At 38.3% G+C, this 17338-nt stretch carries 15 protein-coding genes, 18 tRNA genes and 2 rRNA genes; 31 read left to right on the top strand and 4 right to left on the bottom strand.

From position 1 onward, the window contains the following. The 25 genes from MLD65_RS09625 to MLD65_RS09505 all read left to right on the top strand — a co-directional run. Window positions 1-190: ribosomal RNA gene (locus MLD65_RS09625) — 23S ribosomal RNA — on the top strand; the annotation flags it as partial. A gap of 73 nt (window positions 191-263) precedes the next feature. Continuing rightward, window positions 264-378, top strand: a 5S ribosomal RNA gene (rrf, locus tag MLD65_RS09620). Window positions 379-424: 46 nt separating this feature from the next. Continuing rightward, window positions 425-499 (top strand) — tRNA-Glu (locus tag MLD65_RS09615). 3 nt (window positions 500-502) lie between these two features. Beyond that, window positions 503-578, top strand: a tRNA-Val gene (locus MLD65_RS09610). A gap of 34 nt (window positions 579-612) precedes the next feature. Continuing rightward, window positions 613-687 (top strand) — tRNA-Gly (locus MLD65_RS09605). Between the two features lie 8 nt (window positions 688-695). Beyond that, window positions 696-784, top strand: a tRNA-Leu gene (locus MLD65_RS09600). 7 nt (window positions 785-791) lie between these two features. Beyond that, window positions 792-868, top strand: a tRNA-Arg gene (locus MLD65_RS09595). Window positions 869-883: 15 nt separating this feature from the next. Beyond that, window positions 884-959, top strand: a tRNA-Ala gene (locus MLD65_RS09590). Window positions 960-977: 18 nt separating this feature from the next. Beyond that, window positions 978-1054, top strand: a tRNA-Met gene (locus MLD65_RS09585). A 42-nt stretch (window positions 1055-1096) separates the two neighbouring features. Further along, window positions 1097-1189: transfer RNA gene (locus tag MLD65_RS09580), tRNA-Ser, on the top strand. 167 nt (window positions 1190-1356) lie between these two features. Then, window positions 1357-1433: transfer RNA gene (locus tag MLD65_RS09575), tRNA-Met, on the top strand. 47 nt (window positions 1434-1480) lie between these two features. Further along, window positions 1481-1556 (top strand) — tRNA-Asp (locus MLD65_RS09570). Window positions 1557-1882: 326 nt separating this feature from the next. After that, window positions 1883-1958 (top strand) — tRNA-Phe (locus tag MLD65_RS09565). Window positions 1959-1982: 24 nt separating this feature from the next. Continuing rightward, window positions 1983-2067: transfer RNA gene (locus tag MLD65_RS09560), tRNA-Tyr, on the top strand. A gap of 4 nt (window positions 2068-2071) precedes the next feature. Then, window positions 2072-2145, top strand: a tRNA-Trp gene (locus tag MLD65_RS09555). Between the two features lie 15 nt (window positions 2146-2160). Further along, a tRNA-His gene (locus MLD65_RS09550) sits at window positions 2161-2236 on the top strand. A gap of 213 nt (window positions 2237-2449) precedes the next feature. Next, a tRNA-Gln gene (locus MLD65_RS09545) sits at window positions 2450-2524 on the top strand. Window positions 2525-2526: 2 nt separating this feature from the next. Continuing rightward, window positions 2527-2600, top strand: a tRNA-Cys gene (locus MLD65_RS09540). An 11-nt stretch (window positions 2601-2611) separates the two neighbouring features. After that, a tRNA-Gly gene (locus tag MLD65_RS09535) sits at window positions 2612-2685 on the top strand. 13 nt (window positions 2686-2698) lie between these two features. Further along, window positions 2699-2772 (top strand) — tRNA-Ile (locus MLD65_RS09530). A gap of 260 nt (window positions 2773-3032) precedes the next feature. Beyond that, complete coding sequence (gene hutP, locus MLD65_RS09525; RefSeq protein WP_243291643.1) at window positions 3033-3482, top strand: hut operon transcriptional regulator HutP; 450 nt, start codon at window positions 3033-3035, stop codon at window positions 3480-3482. 113 nt (window positions 3483-3595) lie between these two features. After that, a complete protein-coding gene (gene hutH / locus MLD65_RS09520) occupies window positions 3596-5119 on the top strand; it encodes a histidine ammonia-lyase (protein ID WP_243291642.1) in 1524 nt (507 codons plus the stop codon). Between the two features lie 312 nt (window positions 5120-5431). Beyond that, the gene (locus MLD65_RS09515) at window positions 5432-6151 is read left to right on the top strand and encodes a CPBP family intramembrane glutamic endopeptidase (protein WP_243291641.1); all 720 of its coding nucleotides are present in this window, start codon (window positions 5432-5434) and stop codon (window positions 6149-6151) included. Between the two features lie 204 nt (window positions 6152-6355). Continuing rightward, the gene (locus tag MLD65_RS09510) at window positions 6356-6904 is read left to right on the top strand and encodes a DUF2179 domain-containing protein (RefSeq protein WP_243291640.1); all 549 of its coding nucleotides are present in this window, start codon (window positions 6356-6358) and stop codon (window positions 6902-6904) included. Window positions 6905-7173: 269 nt separating this feature from the next. Then, window positions 7174-8463, top strand: coding sequence for an FAD-binding domain-containing protein (locus MLD65_RS09505; RefSeq protein ID WP_243291639.1), 1290 nt, complete (start codon window positions 7174-7176; stop codon window positions 8461-8463). A gap of 53 nt (window positions 8464-8516) precedes the next feature. Here MLD65_RS09505 and MLD65_RS09500 read toward each other — a convergent pair whose 3' ends face one another. Together MLD65_RS09500 and MLD65_RS09495 are read right to left on the bottom strand one after the other, a co-directional pair. After that, window positions 8517-8705: a hypothetical protein gene (locus tag MLD65_RS09500; protein WP_243291638.1), complete on the bottom strand. Its 189-nt coding sequence runs from the start codon at window positions 8703-8705 to the stop codon at window positions 8517-8519. 282 nt (window positions 8706-8987) lie between these two features. Next, a complete protein-coding gene (locus tag MLD65_RS09495) occupies window positions 8988-10526 on the bottom strand; it encodes a glycine betaine uptake BCCT transporter (protein WP_243291637.1) in 1539 nt (512 codons plus the stop codon). A 250-nt stretch (window positions 10527-10776) separates the two neighbouring features. Between MLD65_RS09495 and treP the strand changes: the two genes are divergently transcribed. The 4 genes from treP to treR all read left to right on the top strand — a co-directional run bounded on the left by treP (window position 10777) and on the right by treR (window position 15863). Further along, window positions 10777-12189 carry a PTS system trehalose-specific EIIBC component gene (gene treP / locus MLD65_RS09490; protein WP_243291636.1) on the top strand — a complete coding sequence of 471 codons (1413 nt, stop codon included), beginning with the start codon at window positions 10777-10779 and terminating at the stop codon, window positions 12187-12189. Window positions 12190-12281: 92 nt separating this feature from the next. Continuing rightward, window positions 12282-13955, top strand: a complete 1674-nt coding sequence (gene treC, locus MLD65_RS09485; protein WP_243291635.1) for an alpha,alpha-phosphotrehalase — start codon at window positions 12282-12284, stop codon at window positions 13953-13955. 246 nt (window positions 13956-14201) lie between these two features. Next, window positions 14202-15107: an EamA family transporter gene (locus MLD65_RS09480; RefSeq protein WP_243291634.1), complete on the top strand. Its 906-nt coding sequence runs from the start codon at window positions 14202-14204 to the stop codon at window positions 15105-15107. 39 nt (window positions 15108-15146) lie between these two features. Further along, complete coding sequence (treR, locus tag MLD65_RS09475) at window positions 15147-15863, top strand: trehalose operon repressor (RefSeq protein WP_243291633.1); 717 nt, start codon at window positions 15147-15149, stop codon at window positions 15861-15863. A gap of 24 nt (window positions 15864-15887) precedes the next feature. Here treR and MLD65_RS09470 read toward each other — a convergent pair whose 3' ends face one another. Beyond that, window positions 15888-16046, bottom strand: coding sequence for a hypothetical protein (locus MLD65_RS09470; RefSeq protein WP_243291632.1), 159 nt, complete (start codon window positions 16044-16046; stop codon window positions 15888-15890). A 59-nt stretch (window positions 16047-16105) separates the two neighbouring features. After that, complete coding sequence (locus MLD65_RS09465; RefSeq protein WP_243291631.1) at window positions 16106-16333, bottom strand: DUF1128 domain-containing protein; 228 nt, start codon at window positions 16331-16333, stop codon at window positions 16106-16108. Window positions 16334-16496: 163 nt separating this feature from the next. Here MLD65_RS09465 and MLD65_RS09460 point away from each other — a divergent pair, with 163 nt between their 5' ends. After that, the gene (locus tag MLD65_RS09460; RefSeq protein WP_243291630.1) at window positions 16497-16970 is read left to right on the top strand and encodes a low molecular weight protein-tyrosine-phosphatase; all 474 of its coding nucleotides are present in this window, start codon (window positions 16497-16499) and stop codon (window positions 16968-16970) included. 13 nt (window positions 16971-16983) lie between these two features. After that, entirely contained in the window at window positions 16984-17328 is a 345-nt protein-coding gene (locus MLD65_RS09455; RefSeq protein WP_243291629.1) for a YtxH domain-containing protein, read from the top strand. The last annotated feature ends 10 nt before the right edge of the window (window positions 17329-17338 follow it).

The following is a 17338-nucleotide window of genomic DNA, read 5'->3' as shown; positions in this document are numbered from 1 at the left end:
ATCGCTGGGTAGCTATGTGCGGAAGGGATAAGTGCTGAAAGCATCTAAGCATGAAGCCCCCCTCAAGATGAGATTTCCCATCACGTTATGTGAGTAAGATCCCTGAAAGATGATCAGGTTGATAGGTTCGAGGTGGAAGTGTGGTGACACATGGAGCTGACGGATACTAATCGATCGAGGACTTAACCTAAATGTACGAATAGATTTCAGTGAAGCACGTTATCTAGTTTTGAAGGAATAAAGTTTCTTCATTTCACTAACTGTTTGGTGACGATAGCGAAGAGGTCACACCCGTTCCCATACCGAACACGGAAGTTAAGCTCTTCAGCGCCGATGGTAGTTGGGAGTATTCCCTGTGAGAGTAGGACGTTGCCAAGCAAATGCCCCGAATGGGGCAATTGTTTTGTTGAAATTCACAAAAATTGGCCCGTTGGTCAAGTGGTTAAGACACCGCCCTTTCACGGCGGTAACACGGGTTCGAATCCCGTACGGGTCACCAAATGGAGGATTAGCTCAGCTGGGAGAGCACTTGCCTTACAAGCAAGGGGTCGGCGGTTCGATCCCGTCATCCTCCACCATAATAAGTATATACAGTGCACAATGATTTGAAATGCGGAAGTAGTTCAGTGGTAGAACACCACCTTGCCAAGGTGGGGGTCGCGGGTTCGAATCCCGTCTTCCGCTCCACGATGCCTGCCGGGGTGGTGGAATTGGCAGACACACAGGACTTAAAATCCTGCGGTAGGTGACTACCGTGCCGGTTCAAGTCCGGCCCTCGGCACCATTTATATGCGCCCGTAGCTCAATTGGATAGAGCGTTTGACTACGGATCAAAAGGTTAGGGGTTCGACTCCTCTCGGGCGCGCCATAATTTGATTACTATGGGGCCTTAGCTCAGCTGGGAGAGCGCCTGCTTTGCACGCAGGAGGTCAGCGGTTCGATCCCGCTAGGCTCCACCATAAAGTTGAAAGTTGTTTGGCGGCGTAGCTCAGCTGGCTAGAGCGTACGGTTCATACCCGTGAGGTCGGGGGTTCGATCCCCTCCGCCGCCACCAATCAAGTACTTTTACTTTAGCTGTTGAGTATTTAGAATATATGGAGGAATACCCAAGTCTGGCTGAAGGGATCGGTCTTGAAAACCGACAGGGGTGTCAAAGCCCGCGGGGGTTCGAATCCCTCTTCCTCCGCCATATATCACATTATTAAATGATTGTCACAGGATGGAGCACAGACGAATAAGCTTCACTGAGAGACATCAGCGTACCACTCGAGCTACTACTTGAATAAGCTACCTGAGAGTGGGATGGTCAAAGCCTAACGTTGAGCATAGCAAAAACTGAATGATTTAATTTATCGTCGCGGGGTGGAGCAGTCTGGTAGCTCGTCGGGCTCATAACCCGAAGGTCACAGGTTCAAATCCTGTCCCCGCAACCAAATTAATTTTTCGATACGAGGAATATAAAATACTTTAATATAAAAAAGGTCCCGTGGTGTAGCGGTTAACATGCCTGCCTGTCACGCAGGAGATCGCGGGTTCGATTCCCGTCGGGACCGCCATCTTAAAATAATATATGATTATATTTGGCTCAGTAGCTCAGTCGGTAGAGCACGTTCGAGTAAGCATCGAAGGGATGCTACAGCGCACCAATCGAGCCACAGCTTGAATAAGCAATCTGAGATTGGGGCGAAGGTTTTTAGACATATATTATATTTGTGGTGTGAAATTTATATTTGGCTCGGTAGCTCAGTCGGTAGAGCACGTTCGAGTAAGCATCGAAGGGATGCTACAGCGCACCAATCGAGCTACAGCTTGAATAAGCAATCTGAGATTGGGGCGAAGGTTTTTAGACATATATTATATTTGTGGTGTGAAATTTATATTTGGCTCGGTAGCTCAGTCGGTAGAGCAAAGGACTGAAAATCCTTGTGTCGGCGGTTCGATTCCGTCCCGAGCCACCATTTTAATTGAATGATTTTTAAAGTGGAGGGGTAGCGAAGTGGCTAAACGCGGCGGACTGTAAATCCGCTCCCTCAGGGTTCGGCGGTTCGAATCCGTCCCCCTCCACCATCATAGGGGCATAGTTTAACGGTAGAACAGAGGTCTCCAAAACCTCCGGTGTGGGTTCGATTCCTACTGCCCCTGCCATAAAAATAAATAATGGCGGTTGTGGCGAAGTGGTTAACGCACCAGATTGTGGCTCTGGCATTCGTGGGTTCGATTCCCATCAATCGCCCCATTAATTGAAATTAATAATAGTTGTGTTACAATAAATAGGTACGCAGAAAAATATATAATTAAGTATGAAGTGTAATAACTCCTCATTTAAGAATATAGGATATGTCGGATGATTTACCTGTTCTAGAAGCTAATTCTTAGAAGTTATTTCTTTCAAACACGAAAATCATCCTGCGGTGTTTATTCACGAAGTTTAATCATGATGATTTATCAATGGGCTATAGCCAAGCGGTAAGGCAACGGACTTTGACTCCGTCATGCGTTGGTTCGAATCCAGCTAGCCCAGCCAATGGCGGCATAGCCAAGTGGTAAGGCAGAGGTCTGCAAAACCTTTATCACCGGTTCGAATCCGGTTGCCGCCTCCAAAATTTTATATGCGGGTGTAGTTTAGTGGTAAAACCTCAGCCTTCCAAGCTGATGTCGTGGGTTCGATTCCCATCACCCGCTCCAAAGAAAAATAAACGGGCCTATAGCTCAGCTGGTTAGAGCGCACGCCTGATAAGCGTGAGGTCGGTGGTTCGAGTCCACTTAGGCCCATCTAAAAACATCCTACAAAAAAGCTCAGCAGATAGAATGTCTGCTGAGCTTTTAATATGCTCTTTAAATGGATAAAAACCTTAAGTTATGGAATAAATGCTTTACACTTTCAACCATCTAATTCTTTACTTATCTAATGTAGTAGCTTGATAACTTTGTAAAATCAAGGCTTTTTCCGTTGACCTTTAAGAATAAAGCGCATACAATAATAATTAGTTATTAGTTTTTTTAGAAAATTTAATTAGTGTAGGAGTAATGGCATGTACAACAGCTTAGATAAAAGAATTGGCCGCAATGCGATGTTACTTGCTTTTTCCGAAGAAGAGGAAGAGCGAGATTTAACGAAGCAATTAGAAAATAAAGGATGGCGCTTTTGTAAGGGAAAAGTTGGTTCGATGGAGATGCAAAAGATTGTTGCTGCTATTGAAACAACAGCGAAACGACAAGGGCTTGTCCAAGAAGATGTTTATCGTGAAATGCATGCGCTTTACCATGCCATTATTGAAGCTTTACATGGTGTAACGAGAGGCCAAGTTGAACTTGGTGATATGTTACGGACTGTCGGCTTACGCTTTGCTGTTGTCAAAGGGAGACCATATGATAGACAAGAGGAAGGCGAATGGATCGCCGTTGCTTTATATGGAACAATCGGAGCGCCTATTCGTGGATTAGAGCATGAAACGATCGGGCTTGGTATTAATCATATTTAAATAACTAGCCTATAGTGATGAGTGAACAGGGGGCTATATTAGTAAGCAAATACGTTTGTTTACTAGTATGGCCTCCTTTTGCATTTTTCGAAAAATGAATAAGGGGGAAAAAAATGGTTGAATTAACAGGTCATTCTTTAACGATAAAAGAGGTAAAACAAGTCATTTATCACGATGCATATGTAACAGCATCGCCTGCGAGCGTAAAGAGAGTGGAAGAAAGTCGTCAAGCAGTCGAAAAAATAGTAGATGAAAAGAAGGTTATTTACGGAATCACAACTGGATTCGGTAAATTTAGCGATGTGTTTATTGATTCAAAAGATGTTGAACAACTGCAACTGAATTTAATTCACTCACATGCATGTGGGGTTGGCGATCCTTTCCCTGAAAAAGTGTCACGGGCTATGCTTTTATTACGTGCGAATGCGCTATTGAAAGGATATTCGGGCGTCCGGCCTGTTATTATTGAGCGTCTTATTGAATTATTAAATGCACATATTCATCCGGTCATTCCGCAGCAAGGATCACTTGGTGCTAGTGGAGACTTAGCTCCGCTTTCCCATTTAGCACTCGTTTTAATGGGGGAAGGAGAAGTTTTTTATAAGGGAGAGCGTGTTGATGCTTTATCGGCTCTTTCAAAAGAAGGAATTGCACCTGTTACGTTAAAAGCGAAAGAAGGCTTAGCTCTTATCAATGGAACGCAAGCGATGACAGCAATGGGAGTAATTAATTATATTGAAGCAGAACAACTCGCTTATGAAAGTGAAGCCATTGCGGCGATAACGATTGAAGGGTTAAGAGGGATTATCGATGCATTTGACGCCGATGTACATCAAGCTCGCGGTTACAAACAGCAAATAAATGTGGCGAAACGAGTTCGTGAATATTTAAACGACAGTCAGCTAGTTACAAAACAAGGCGAATTACGTGTCCAAGATGCGTATTCATTACGCTGTATTCCACAAGTGCACGGAGCTTCATGGCAAGCGCTTGACTATGTAAAGGAAAAGCTTGAAATCGAAATGAATGCGGCAACAGACAATCCACTTATTTTTGATGGTGGTGAAAAGGTTATTTCCGGCGGGAATTTTCATGGGCAACCCATTGCCTTAGCCATGGACTTTATGAAAATAGCAGTCGCAGAACTTGCAAATATTTCGGAGCGACGTATTGAACGCTTAGTGAACCCGCAGCTAAGTGATTTACCACCGTTTTTGAGCCCTGAACCAGGATTGCAATCAGGTGCGATGATTATGCAATATGCTGCCGCGTCACTCGTTTCAGAAAATAAAACATTAGCACATCCAGCAAGTGTCGACTCAATCCCGTCTTCTGCGAACCAAGAAGATCACGTAAGTATGGGAACAATCGGCTCAAGACATGCGCACCAAATCATTCAAAATGTCCGAAGAGTATTAGCGATTGAGCTTATTTGTGCACTTCAAGCTGCAGAATACCGCGGAGTTGAAAAAATGAGTTCATTTACAAAAGCGTTATTTCATGAAGTAAGATCAGTTGTTCCATCTATTAAACAAGATCGTATATTCTCAAAAGACATTGAACAAGCAGCCAAGTGGTTGTATGAGGTGAATTGGGAGGAATTAAGGGAAGAGATTTTGCCGAAAAGTCAGCTGTAAAGTGAAAGCCTTTAAAGCGTTCAAGTTGCTTTAAAGGTTTTTTATTTCTAAAATCATAAGCACTTAGGCAATATTAGGAGATAAAAATATAAAGCCGGTCCTGTAGGTTATTTGCAGAAGTATTCGAGAATTATAGAGAAAGCATAAGTATGATAGGAGTTTTCTATAAATAATCTTTCTCATATGTTTACTTATTTGGTAAAATAATCTTCAGGGGAAAATTCTTGTCATTTTGCTATTTGTATATTGATTATTCAATCCTTCAGTTTATTCATAGGTTTGATAGTTATTTAGTAGAAAGGGAGAGAGAGTATGAACGAGACAGTGAAAACAAACGTACAGCAGACGACTCCTAATTATAAACCAAAGATCACGTGGAAATCGATTCTTCTATTTGGCATTAGCTTTTTAGGGTTAAGTGTTATTATTGGGTTTATTGCTGGGATCATCCAAGAGATAACAGGAAAGGAAGTTGTAGATTTTTTATTTACCGGTAACAATGTGATTTTGATGGACGCATTTATGTTTTTGATTGTATTCATATTGTTTAAAAACATTCGGTCATATATTTTAGATGCTTGTTCGTTTGCTCCTTTGAAAAGGGTGAAAACGTATGGGTATCTTTTGCTTGGGATCGTCATCTTAATGGCTTCTCAATATTTATTTATTGAGGTGTTGAAGGTGGACGATATCTCGGTTCAACCGGAAAGGTTTGGAATTGATGAGGCGAAGGCAAGTGTTCTCCAAAGTTTTCTTTTATTTTTGAGTTTAGCGATTGTGACCCCCATCAAGGAGGAATTTTTATACCGTGGCTTGATTCATCGTTTTCTTGAGGAAAGATATCATTTCCTAGTCGGTTTTTTTGTTTCATCGATTATTTTCGGTCTTCTTCACATTGGCTATCCAATTTCAGCAACGGTGATGGGGATGGTATTCGTCGGTTTATATCACTTGACAAAGTCTCTTATGGTGCCAATCGTTTTACATATGGTATGGAATTTATATGCGGTTATTTTACTATTAAGCGCCTAAATCGGTTGTGTCTCAGTGCTTAAAAGGCAAATAAGGATAAAGAAGAGCTCATTCGAATATCGATTGAGCTCTTCTTTATGATTTCTTTAAAGTTTACCAAAAATTTATGAGGGAAAATGTAAAAGAAGTACTTTCTTTTTGGAAATATGTTGTGGTACGATGCAAGCAGTTCGTGTTTTATCGTTTGGAAGGAGGCATTATTATATGTTCATTCAAGCCGCACTTATATTTTTATTACAAATTTTATATGTACCTGTTTTAACCATTCGGACAATATTTCTCGTCAAGAACCAAACGAAAGCTGCAGCAGGAGTTGGCCTACTTGAAGGTGCGATTTATATTGTCGCGTTAGGGATTGTCTTTCAAGATTTATCCAACTGGTATAATATCGCTGCATATGTAATCGGATTCAGTGTTGGATTACTGCTAGGCGGAGCCATCGAGAAGAAGATGGCGTTAGGCTATGTAACGTATAACGTCAATTTGCTTGATAAAAATTCTGGACTTGTAAATAAATTAAGAGAAGCTGGGTTTGGTGTGACGGTATTTGAAGGAGAAGGAATGAGCTCCAAACGATATCGCTTAGAAGTCGTAGCGAAACGGTCACGGGAAGATGAATTTTTGGATCTTGTAAATGAGATTGAGCCTACTGCTTTCTTAAGCTCCTATGAATTAAGATCTTTTAAAGGTGGGTATATGACAAACTCGATGAAAAAACGTTGGAAAAAAATGAATAAAACGAAGGTCGAATAAATGAGCATTCTTATAATAACTAAGGGGTATCACTAAAAAAGTGGTGCCCTTTTTGTATGGGTAACTGCTTTTCGGTTTCTCATTGTTTACGAAATGACTCCTCCATAAATTATCTGTGCATTCAGAAATTAACTATGGTAATCTGGAAATATACATTTTTACTAATATAGGAAAAGGTGCTGCTCTATGGAATTTCCGTGTTGTATTCTCGGTTAACGCTAATTCATGTACAATCATAGTAATAACATGGGTGAGTTGGAGTGACTACTATGAATGTCGTGTTATTTCATCGTGATTTACGTTTGCACGATCATGTACCTTTATCAGAGGCAATACAAGCAGGGCCTGTCTTACCTCTTTATCTTGTAGAACCTTCATTTTGGACAAGAGGCGAGATGTCCATTCGTCATTTTCAATTTGTTCTCGAGAGCCTGTCCCACTTAAAGACACAACTAGAAGCTAGAGGTGCGAAGTTATTTCTATTTATAGGTGAAGTGGAAGAAGCGCTTTCGGAGCTCCTTTATACATTTGGTGTATTCCGAATTTTTTATTATGAGGAGAAAGAGAGACATGAGCGGATTAAAAACTGGATGAGTGAACATGCTCTCCCTGTTTCGAGCTTCCCAAAAGAATGTCATTTTCCAGAAATCGAAACGGAGCGACAATTCAAGAAGAAATGGAAGGAATATATGCAGGAAGAGATGTATCCGACTCCGAGAAGGTTTCCAATACTAAAATTGTGGCCAAAAGCGTTCCGAACGGAGTTAGACGATCTTTATTCGTTTAAAGTTGATGGAGAGAGAATTCGTTTCGGTCTTGAAGGTGGTGAAATGAATGCGATTGAAACGCTTCACACGTTTATTCAGAAAGGGTCGAACCGTGAAAGTCGTGACTTAATCGCTGATTTCATTCGGGATTCGAGTAGTTTATCACCTTATTTATCATGGGGAAATATCTCAGTACGGTTCATCGTACAAGAGGTGCAAAAAGCGTTAGAAGAAGGAGAGGCAAAGAAGTTCGAGAAATTTGTCGATTCATTGTATGAACGCTCCCAATTGTCTGCATTTTATAAACATGATGTTCCGTCATCGTCAAAGATGGCCCTAAAAAATAATTGGATAGAAGGAAAGACAGGAATTCCTATTTTTGATGCGATGATACGGTTTCTTCAAAAAACGGGTTGGATTGATCATCAATCAAGATTAGCTATTGTATCCGTGTTAAAAGAAATGAAAATTGATGAACAAGAGATTGCACGAGAATTAGCGAAACTATTGATCGATTACGAGCCGACTATTCATCTTCATTATATAAAATCTTGCGATAAAGTCATTCATCCGATTAAGCTCTCAAAAAAAATAGACCCAGACGGAGAATTCATTAAACGGAACATTCCGGAATTAAAGCATATACCAACGAAATATATACACGAGCCTTGGAAATATCCCGGATTCTTTTATCTAAAATATGATGCACCCGTTATGGACCTTTACAAAGTATATACAAATAAAAAACGCCCTATGAAAGTACATGAGGAACAACTAACATTTGACATATAAAAAAAGCGATTCGAGCTTACCGAACCGCTTTTTTGTCTATAATTATACATTTGTTATCTATGTGTATGCTGTTTGTTTAATGCTTCTCGATGGAAAACGAAATATAAACCAAAGTTTATAACGCTCAATGTTCCGATTAATACAGATAGGGGTAGCTCTTGCATAAAACCTGCTATAACACCAATTGCTAAGCAAAATATAGCTACTAAAAGATAAAAATATTTCATGACCGAAACGACCATGTCAAAACTCCCCCTTTTTGTTATGTAATCGCTTACACTTAGTATAACGGAAATGTCACAAAAAAGAAACATAAAATTCACAATTTGTTCAAAAAAATATCTTGAATTATGAAATTTGGAAGTATGGTGGGAAAATAAATGAGGCTGTCAAAAAGTCCATTTGTGCGTAAATCTCTCCAAAATTAAGACCTCAAGAATGCTGTGAAATCAACATTCTTGAGGTCTACTTTTTTAGAATTCTGGGCGTAAATACCACTTTTCGGACAACCCCGAAATGAATCATTACGCTTTATCTAGTTTTGGGTTCGGTTTTGGAGCTTTTTTCGGTTTAATATATAGACCGAGTTCTTTTTTCTCTTTTGTTAGTGCTTTATAAAGTGATATCAACATTAACACCATGATAATTGAAAATGGAAATGCTGATATAATTAATGCATTTTGCAATCCTTGTAGCCCGCCTGTGTAAAGAAGAATGAGAGCAATCGTTGATTGGGCAATTCCCCACGTTAACTTCACCGTGTTAGGTGGAGTTAATGAACCGTAAGTCGTTTGCATTCCAAGAACGAATGTAGCGGAGTCTGCCGATGTAACAAAAAAGGTACCGATTAGCGTAACGGCAATAACCGATAAAATGGTGGTTAATGGGATTTGGTTAAATACGGCAAACAATGTCTCTTCTGTCGCATATGCAGTTAAGTCGGTAACACCTGTTGCTTGAATATCAATAGCGGTCACACCGAAAACAGAAAACCATAAAAAGCTAATGAGAGGAGGCATTAATAGTACACCAATTAAAAATTCTCGAATTGTTCTTCCTTTTGAAACCCTTGCGATAAAAATTCCAACAAATGGTGACCAAGACATCCACCAAGCCCAGTAAAAGATCGTCCATCCGTTAATCCAGCTCCGATGTTCTTCATTTAATGGGGCAATTCGGAAGCTCATCCGAACGATATTTTGAATATAAGCCCCAATCGTATCTGTAAACATATTTAAAATCAATAAAGTAGGGCCGATAATAAGTGTTAAAACAAATAAAGATATAGCTAAAATCATATTCGCATTACTTAAATATTTAATTCCTTTACTAAGTCCAGACCATGCACTTATTAAAAAGAGAACCGTTACAATGGCGATAATTAAAAATTGGACAAAGAAATTATTTGGAATACCAAATAAAAAAGAGAGCCCTCCATTAATTTGTGTGGCACCGAAGCCTAAAGTAGTAGCGACACCGACAAGTGTTGCAAATACGGCAATCACATCAATCATAACGCCAACTTTGCCGTCTGCTTTTTTTCCTAATAATGGAGTTAATGATGCACTGATTAATCCAGGCTTGCCTTTTCTAAACTTAAAATAAGCAAGGGATAAAGCGACAAGAGCATAAATTCCCCATGCATGAATCCCCCAGTGGAAAAATGTATAAAGCATTGAATCTTTTATTGCTTTTGCTGATCCGGCTTCTGCAAGAGGAGGACTCACAGCAAAGTGAGAAAGCGGTTCAGCTGCACCGTAGAAGACAAGACCAATCCCCATCCCAGCACTAAAGAGCATCGCAAACCAAGATACACGACTATATTCTGGTTTTTCATCCGGTTTTCCAAGTCTAATCGTTCCAATCGGGCTAAAGATTAAAAAGAAACAAAAGACGACAAATATGGTAACGATAATTAAATAATACCAGCCAAATGTGTTAGTAATCATACTTTGCAATTTGCTTGTAAATGATTCAAAGCTTGTCGGTGTAAATACGCCAAACAACACCATGACAAGGACTATCGATAACGTAATCCAAAAAACATTCGATATTTTCCTCAATTCATATTCCCCTTTCCATGCATAAAAAAAACGATAAAAATCCAATAACGAATAATATTTACCCTTTTAAATTGCCCATTAAACGTCATTTTTAATTATTTACCTTATTTTCTATTAAGTAAAGAAAATTGTTGACAACATGTATATACAAGAATACAATGAAATCATAACATGTATATACATGATTCAAGGGTATGAAAGCGATTTATTTTTTTTAGAAAATATGAAAACGATTTCTAGGGGGGTTAGTATGAATCCGTATCAAGAACAAGTGCATCAAATTATTGACGCCATTGGTGGAAAAGAGAACATTCAAAAAGCGACACATTGTGTAACACGCCTACGCTTAATCCTTCAAGACGAAGGAAAGGTAGATCAAAAAAAACTTGAACAAATTGAAGTTGTCAAAGGATCATTCTCTACAAATGGGCAATTCCAAGTCGTTATTGGTCAAGGAACCGTTGAAAAAGTATACAATGAATTGTTAGCGCAAACAAACCTTGAAAAAGCATCAAAAGACGATGTGAAAGAAGAAGCAGCCAAAAATTTAAATGTTTTGCAAAAACTTATAAAAACGTTAGCTGATATTTTTATTCCGATATTACCTGCTATCGTAACAGCTGGTTTACTTATGGGTATTAACAATGTTTTAACAGCTCCTGATTTGTTTTATAAAGGACAAGCACTTATTGATGTTCATACAGAATGGAAAGATATAGCGGGAATTATTAACTTAATTGCTAATACGGCATTTGTATTTTTACCAGGTATTATCGGATGGTCAGCAGTAAATAAATTCGGTGGAAGTCCATTGCTTGGGATTGTACTCGGCTTAATGCTTGTACACCCTGACCTCTTAAATGCTTGGGGGTACGGTGCTGCACAGCAAGAAGGTGCAATTCCAACGTGGAATTTATTCGGTTTAGTAGTTGAGAAAGTTGGTTATCAAGGACAAGTTTTACCAATCCTATTTGCTTCTTATGTGTTAGCGAAGATAGAAGTATTTTTGAAAAAACGTATTCCGGACTCATTACAATTGCTCCTTGTTGCCCCGATTGCGCTATTAGTGACCGGTCTTGTATCGTTTATTGTCATTGGTCCTATTACATTTACAATTGGGAATGCACTAACAGATGCGGTGGTCGGAATTTTTGACGCCGTACCAGCAATCGGTGGTTTATTATACGGAGGTCTTTATGCACCGCTTGTTATAACAGGTATGCATCATACGTTTTTAGCTGTTGACTTACAGCTAATCGGTACAACAGGTGGAACGTTCTTATGGCCAATGCTTGCGTTATCAAACATTGCCCAAGGTTCTGCCGCACTTGCAATGATGTTTGTAACGAAGGATGAGAAGTTAAAAGGTTTAGCGTCTACATCTGCAATTTCCGCATTTTTAGGCATAACAGAACCAGCGATGTTTGGTGTGAACTTACGCTATCGTTTCGCATTTTTATCAGCGATTACCGGCTCAGCCATTGCTGGATTGTACATTACCGTAAACGGGGTTCAGGCGAAATCAATTGGTGTTGGGGGATTACCAGGAATCATCTCCATTTTTGCTGAAAATTGGGGATCCTTCATCATTGGAATGATCATTGTGTTAGTCGTACCTTTTGTTGCAACTTACTTGATCGCGAAAATGAAACTGAAGAAATAAAACGATATAAAAACGATACGAGTGAAAAACATATTTCACTTGTATCGTTCTCTGTATTTGAAATAGATACAAAGTAAAAGGAGTAAGTGTAGATGAAACAACCTTGGTGGAAAAAATCAGTCGTCTATCAAATTTATCCGAAAAGCTTTTATGATACAACCGGAAATGGTGTTGGGGATCTTAAAGGAATAATTCAAAAGCTAGATTACTTAAAGACATTAGGGGTAGATGTTGTTTGGTTAACACCGATTTATCAATCTCCACAAAAAGATAATGGATACGATATTAGTGATTATTTTCAAATTCATAAAGAATATGGAACGATGGAAGATTTTGATCAATTATTATTAGAAGCGCATAAGCGTGACATGAAAATTATTATGGATATTGTCATTAACCATACTTCAACAGAACATCCATGGTTCCAAGAGGCAAAAAAAGGCAAGGACAATCCGTATCGTAACTTCTATATTTGGAAAGAGCCGAATGAAGACGGGAGTGCTCCGACGAATTGGGAGTCAAAATTTGGAGGAAACGCGTGGGAGTATGATGAAAAGACCGGACAATACTATTTACACTTATTTGATGTAACACAAGCGGATTTAAACTGGGAAAATGAAGAATTACGGGAAAACGTATATAATATGATGCACTTTTGGTTAAAAAAAGGTGTAGACGGCTTTCGCTTAGATGTTATTAATTTAATTTCGAAAAATCAAGATTTCCCAAATGATTACGATGGGGATGGAAGAAGATTTTATACGGACGGTCCGAAAATCCATGAATTTTTACAGGAAATGAATCGCGAAGTGTTTTCAAATTACGACATGATGACAGTAGGCGAAATGTCTTCTACTTCCATCGACCATTGTATTCAATATACGAAACGGGAAAATCAAGAATTAAATATGACTTTTAACTTTCATCATTTAAAAGTGGATTACCCGAACGGAGAGAAATGGACAGTTGCAGATTTTGATTTTTTAGCATTAAAGAACATTTTATCAGAATGGCAAACGAAAATGAACGAGGGTGGAGGTTGGAACGCCTTGTTCTGGTGTAACCATGACCAACCGCGAATTGTTTCAAGATATGGAAATGATGAGAAGTATCATAAAGAGTCTGCCAAAATGCTTGCAACAACGATTCATATGATGCAAGGAACACCTTACATTTATCAAGGAGAAGAAATCGGGATGACTAATCCGAATTTTCAATGCCTTGAGGACTATCGAGATGTGGAATCTATAAATATGTTTCATATTTTAAAAGAAAAAGGAATGGATGAAAAAGAGATATTAACGATTTTACAAAGTAAATCGCGTGATAATTCTCGTACACCTGTGCAGTGGAATCGGGATAAGCACGGTGGTTTTACAAAAGGAACTCCATGGATTAAAGTGGCATCAAATTATGAACAAATTAATGTAGAAGATGCAATAAAAGATCAAGATTCTATCTTTTATCATTATCAAAAGCTGATTCAACTCCGGAAAGAATACGATGTCATCATAGACGGAGATTACCAGCTTATTTTAGCAGATCATCCGGAAATTTTTGCTTATGTTCGAAATGCGGAGAGCGAAAAACTTCTTGTCGTCAACAATTTCTATGGAAACACTACAACATTTCTTTTGCCAGAGGAAATAGATTTAGAAGGTTATAAAGCGGATATTTTACTTTCAAACTATGATGACTCATCCGAACTTTTTGATCAAGTAACACTTCGTCCGTACGAGTCCATTGTATATCATCTGAAAAAGTAAGTAACCGATAAAAGGCATAGGTCGTCTATTAGATGACCTGTGCTTTTTTATCATTCTTTCACCGAAGTGATGAATAAATCTGAGAAAGTGATGAAAAAATGCGAGAAACTGATTGATAAATTTGAAAAAGTGATGAAAAAGACTTAAGAAAGTGATGAATAATGGAGTGAGAGGTGATAAATAACAATAAATTCTTTTGAGATGGTACAATAAATGAGGATTTAATAGTAGAAAGAAGGCTTTATCGTGGAAAAACTCAAATATTCACTCATTATTTTGCTTGGGGCATGTAGTTACGGAATTTTATCGATGATTGTAAAACTAGCTTATTCTGAAGGTTTTACAGCGAGTGAAGTTGTCGGTAGTCAATATTTTCTCGGATGGTTCATGATTCTCATACTATTTCTTTTTACGAACAAAAAAATGGAAAAAGGAAAGTCTCTTTTACTTTTAGGATTAATTGGGATGATGTCTACATTAACAGGAAAATTCTATGGAGAAAGTCTTGAGGAAATTCCAGCATCGATCGCGGTTGTCCTATTGTTCCAATTTTCATGGTTAGGGATACTATTGGATGCTTTCGTAAATCGAAGGAAGCCAACAAGAGAAGAAGTTATTTCGATTTTTGTATTAATGATTGGTACATTCATGGCTGGTGCGATATTTGAAGAAACTTCTTTTCAATGGACATGGCGAGGGGTATTTTTTGGCCTTTTAGCTGCGGTAAGCTTTACATTTTTTATTTTTTTTAATGGAAAGGTAACAACCAATCTATCTGTTACAGCTCGGACATTTATAACGGCTACTGGTTCTGTCATTATGGCGCTTGTCGTTTTGTCACCTGAAGTCCTTTGGAACGGGTCGATTTCCCAAGGGCTATGGAAATACGGGATTCTTCTAGGTTTATTTGGATTGATTATTCCGGTATATTGTTTTAGTATAGGTGTACCGAAAGTAGGAGCGTCTCTATCCTCCATACTAGGAGCATTCGAGCTTCCAACCGCGATTTTAGCTTCCGCCTTTGTTTTGCATGAACATATTTCTCGATTACAGTGGGTTGGAATCTTTCTTATATTAATTGGCATGTTTATTCCTCAACTGGCGAATCGACAGAATCATTCTATACAAAACGAAGAATTGAAAAAGGCTTAAACATAGAACACAGTACTAGTAAATAAAAGTGGTGAAAGTATGCGGAAAAACAAGTATTATGCCATTTATTCTGAATGGGCTGAGAAAATAAAAGCGGGAGTGATGAAACCAGGAGAGACATTACCTTCCGAACATGAATTGACAGAAATGTACAACACAAGCCGTGAGACGATTCGAAAAGCACTGAATTTACTTGCACAAAATGGATTCATTCAAAAGATTCGAGGAAAAGGATCCATTGTATTAGATGTCCAAAAAATGAGTTTACCATTCTCAGGTCTTGTTAGCTTTAAAGAAGTAACTGAACATAGTGGGATGAAGGTGGAAACGGTTGTTCATCAAATGGGGCTAATGAAGCCAAACGAATGGATTAAACAAAAATTAAAAGCTACAAATCAGGACGAGGTATGGGAAGTCATTCGTTCAAGATGTATTCATGATGAACATATTATTTTAGATAAAGATTATTTTTTGAAAAAGTTTGTCCCCTTTTTATCGAAAGAAATTTGTGAGAAATCTATATACGAGTATTTAGAAAAAGACTTACATTTGACTATTAGCTTTGCGAAGAAAGAAATTATTGTCGAGGAATGTACCGAAGAAGACCGAAGTTTACTAGACTTAGATGGCTTTGATCATATCGTAGTTGTGAAAAACTACGTATATTTAGATGATGCGACACTGTTTCAATATACAGAGTCCCGCCACCGTTTAGATAAATTTCGTTTCGTTGATTTTGCAAGAAGAGGTGTTTAAGGCTACCTGAAATAGGTAGCCTTTCTAAGTATTCGGTTTGTCATCATCTCGTGCATTTGGAAGTGGATCAATTTTGTAAGCATCCTCAGAATTGACCGAAGTTTTGATTGTGTATAAGTAGGAGATGATCATCAAAATGAACATGAAGGTAAAAAAGATGGTCGTTAACCAATATCCAACCATAAAAAATCCTCCCCCTTTGTACACATATATGCGAACGGGGAAGGGTACAGAAGTGAAAACTATGACATTTTTCTTAAATTGCCTAGCTCCTCGGCTATTGCCTGCATTTCACTTGGACTAAACATACTTTTCTTCATCACTAAATCATAAATGTCCTTTAATTCTTCATACATTTCCTCGTTAAAATGAGAAGGCTTTATCGCTCCAACATTAAGCATATTAAGCTTCTCGGTAATTTTTGTAATCATATACTCGATATTTTCAGGGGATTTTTGAGATAAGTTCAATGGTTTCATCCTTTCAATGTTCATAGAACGTTTTGGCTTAAATGATTATGTTCTATTGTAACATGTTTTTTTTGATTCAAAACGGTTTGTTGAAATTTAATCACTGGAGCCATATGATAAAAGAAGAACAAGAAGTTTTCATGTAACATCAGGAGGGTAAAGAATGGTAAAAGTATTATTCGTTTGTTTAGGAAATATATGTCGTTCTCCGATGGCTGAAGCGATTTTTCGCGATTTAGTGAAAAAAGAGGGGCTAGAAAATCAAATAGAAATTGATTCAGCAGGAACAGGAGATTGGCATATCGGAAAGCCACCTCATGAAGGAACGCAAAATATTCTCAAGTTAAACGAAATTTCGTATGAGGGGTTAAAAGCTCGACAAGTCGCTGAAAAGGACTTAGAGGAGTTTGATTATATTATTGGAATGGATACACAAAACATTGGAAACTTACGGCGATTAGCTCGAAATAAAAAAACAGGAAGAATCCACCGTTTATTAGATTATGTAAAAGACGCAGATCTAGTTGACGTTCCAGATCCATACTTTACGGGGAATTTTGAAGAAGTATATGAAATGGTAGTGGAAGGATGTAAAGCATTATTAGGAGAAATAAAAAAAGAGTACAACTTTTCATGAGAGGGGAAAATAAATGGGAAACGAGAATAAACTGTTAAAAGGTTTGTTTGTTGGAGCCGCGGTTGGAACGGCGATTGCCTTATTGGATAAACAAACAAGGAAAGAAACGTTGGAAAAAGGAAAGCAAGCAGCGGACTGTATGAAGCAATACATCGATCATCCATCTCTTGTGACAGATATCCTAAAAGAGAAAATGAGTGAAGTAAAAGATACGATAAAAGAAGTCTCGGATGATTTAACGTTTATGAAAGATAAAGTGAACGAATTAAAAGAGCTTACACCACAAGTCATTGACATTATTGAAGAAACAAGAGAGAAATTAAGAAACCGAATGGATGAAAAAGAGCTTCACGATTAAATAGAGGTGA

Origin of the sequence: Bacillus sp. FJAT-47783 (genome assembly GCF_022808615.1) — a bacterium.
GTDB lineage: Bacteria > Bacillota > Bacilli > Bacillales > Aeribacillaceae > Bacillus_BZ.
The sequence above is the reverse complement of the archived record's forward strand: the minus strand, read 5'-3'. Positions and strand labels throughout refer to the sequence as shown.

Coding starts and splice junctions, on each gene's coding strand:
- hutP (WP_243291643.1), top strand. CDS start 3,033: ATGTACAACAGCTTAGATAAAAGAATTGGCCGCAATGCGATGTTACTT.
- hutH (WP_243291642.1), top strand. CDS start 3,596: ATGGTTGAATTAACAGGTCATTCTTTAACGATAAAAGAGGTAAAACAA.
- MLD65_RS09515 (WP_243291641.1), top strand. CDS start 5,432: ATGAACGAGACAGTGAAAACAAACGTACAGCAGACGACTCCTAATTAT.
- MLD65_RS09510 (WP_243291640.1), top strand. CDS start 6,356: ATGTTCATTCAAGCCGCACTTATATTTTTATTACAAATTTTATATGTA.
- MLD65_RS09505 (WP_243291639.1), top strand. CDS start 7,174: ATGAATGTCGTGTTATTTCATCGTGATTTACGTTTGCACGATCATGTA.
- MLD65_RS09500 (WP_243291638.1), bottom strand. CDS start 8,705: ATGGTCGTTTCGGTCATGAAATATTTTTATCTTTTAGTAGCTATATTT.
- treP (WP_243291636.1), top strand. CDS start 10,777: ATGAATCCGTATCAAGAACAAGTGCATCAAATTATTGACGCCATTGGT.
- treC (WP_243291635.1), top strand. CDS start 12,282: ATGAAACAACCTTGGTGGAAAAAATCAGTCGTCTATCAAATTTATCCG.
- treR (WP_243291633.1), top strand. CDS start 15,147: ATGCGGAAAAACAAGTATTATGCCATTTATTCTGAATGGGCTGAGAAA.
- MLD65_RS09470 (WP_243291632.1), bottom strand. CDS start 16,046: ATGGTTGGATATTGGTTAACGACCATCTTTTTTACCTTCATGTTCATT.
- MLD65_RS09460 (WP_243291630.1), top strand. CDS start 16,497: ATGGTAAAAGTATTATTCGTTTGTTTAGGAAATATATGTCGTTCTCCG.
- MLD65_RS09455 (WP_243291629.1), top strand. CDS start 16,984: ATGGGAAACGAGAATAAACTGTTAAAAGGTTTGTTTGTTGGAGCCGCG.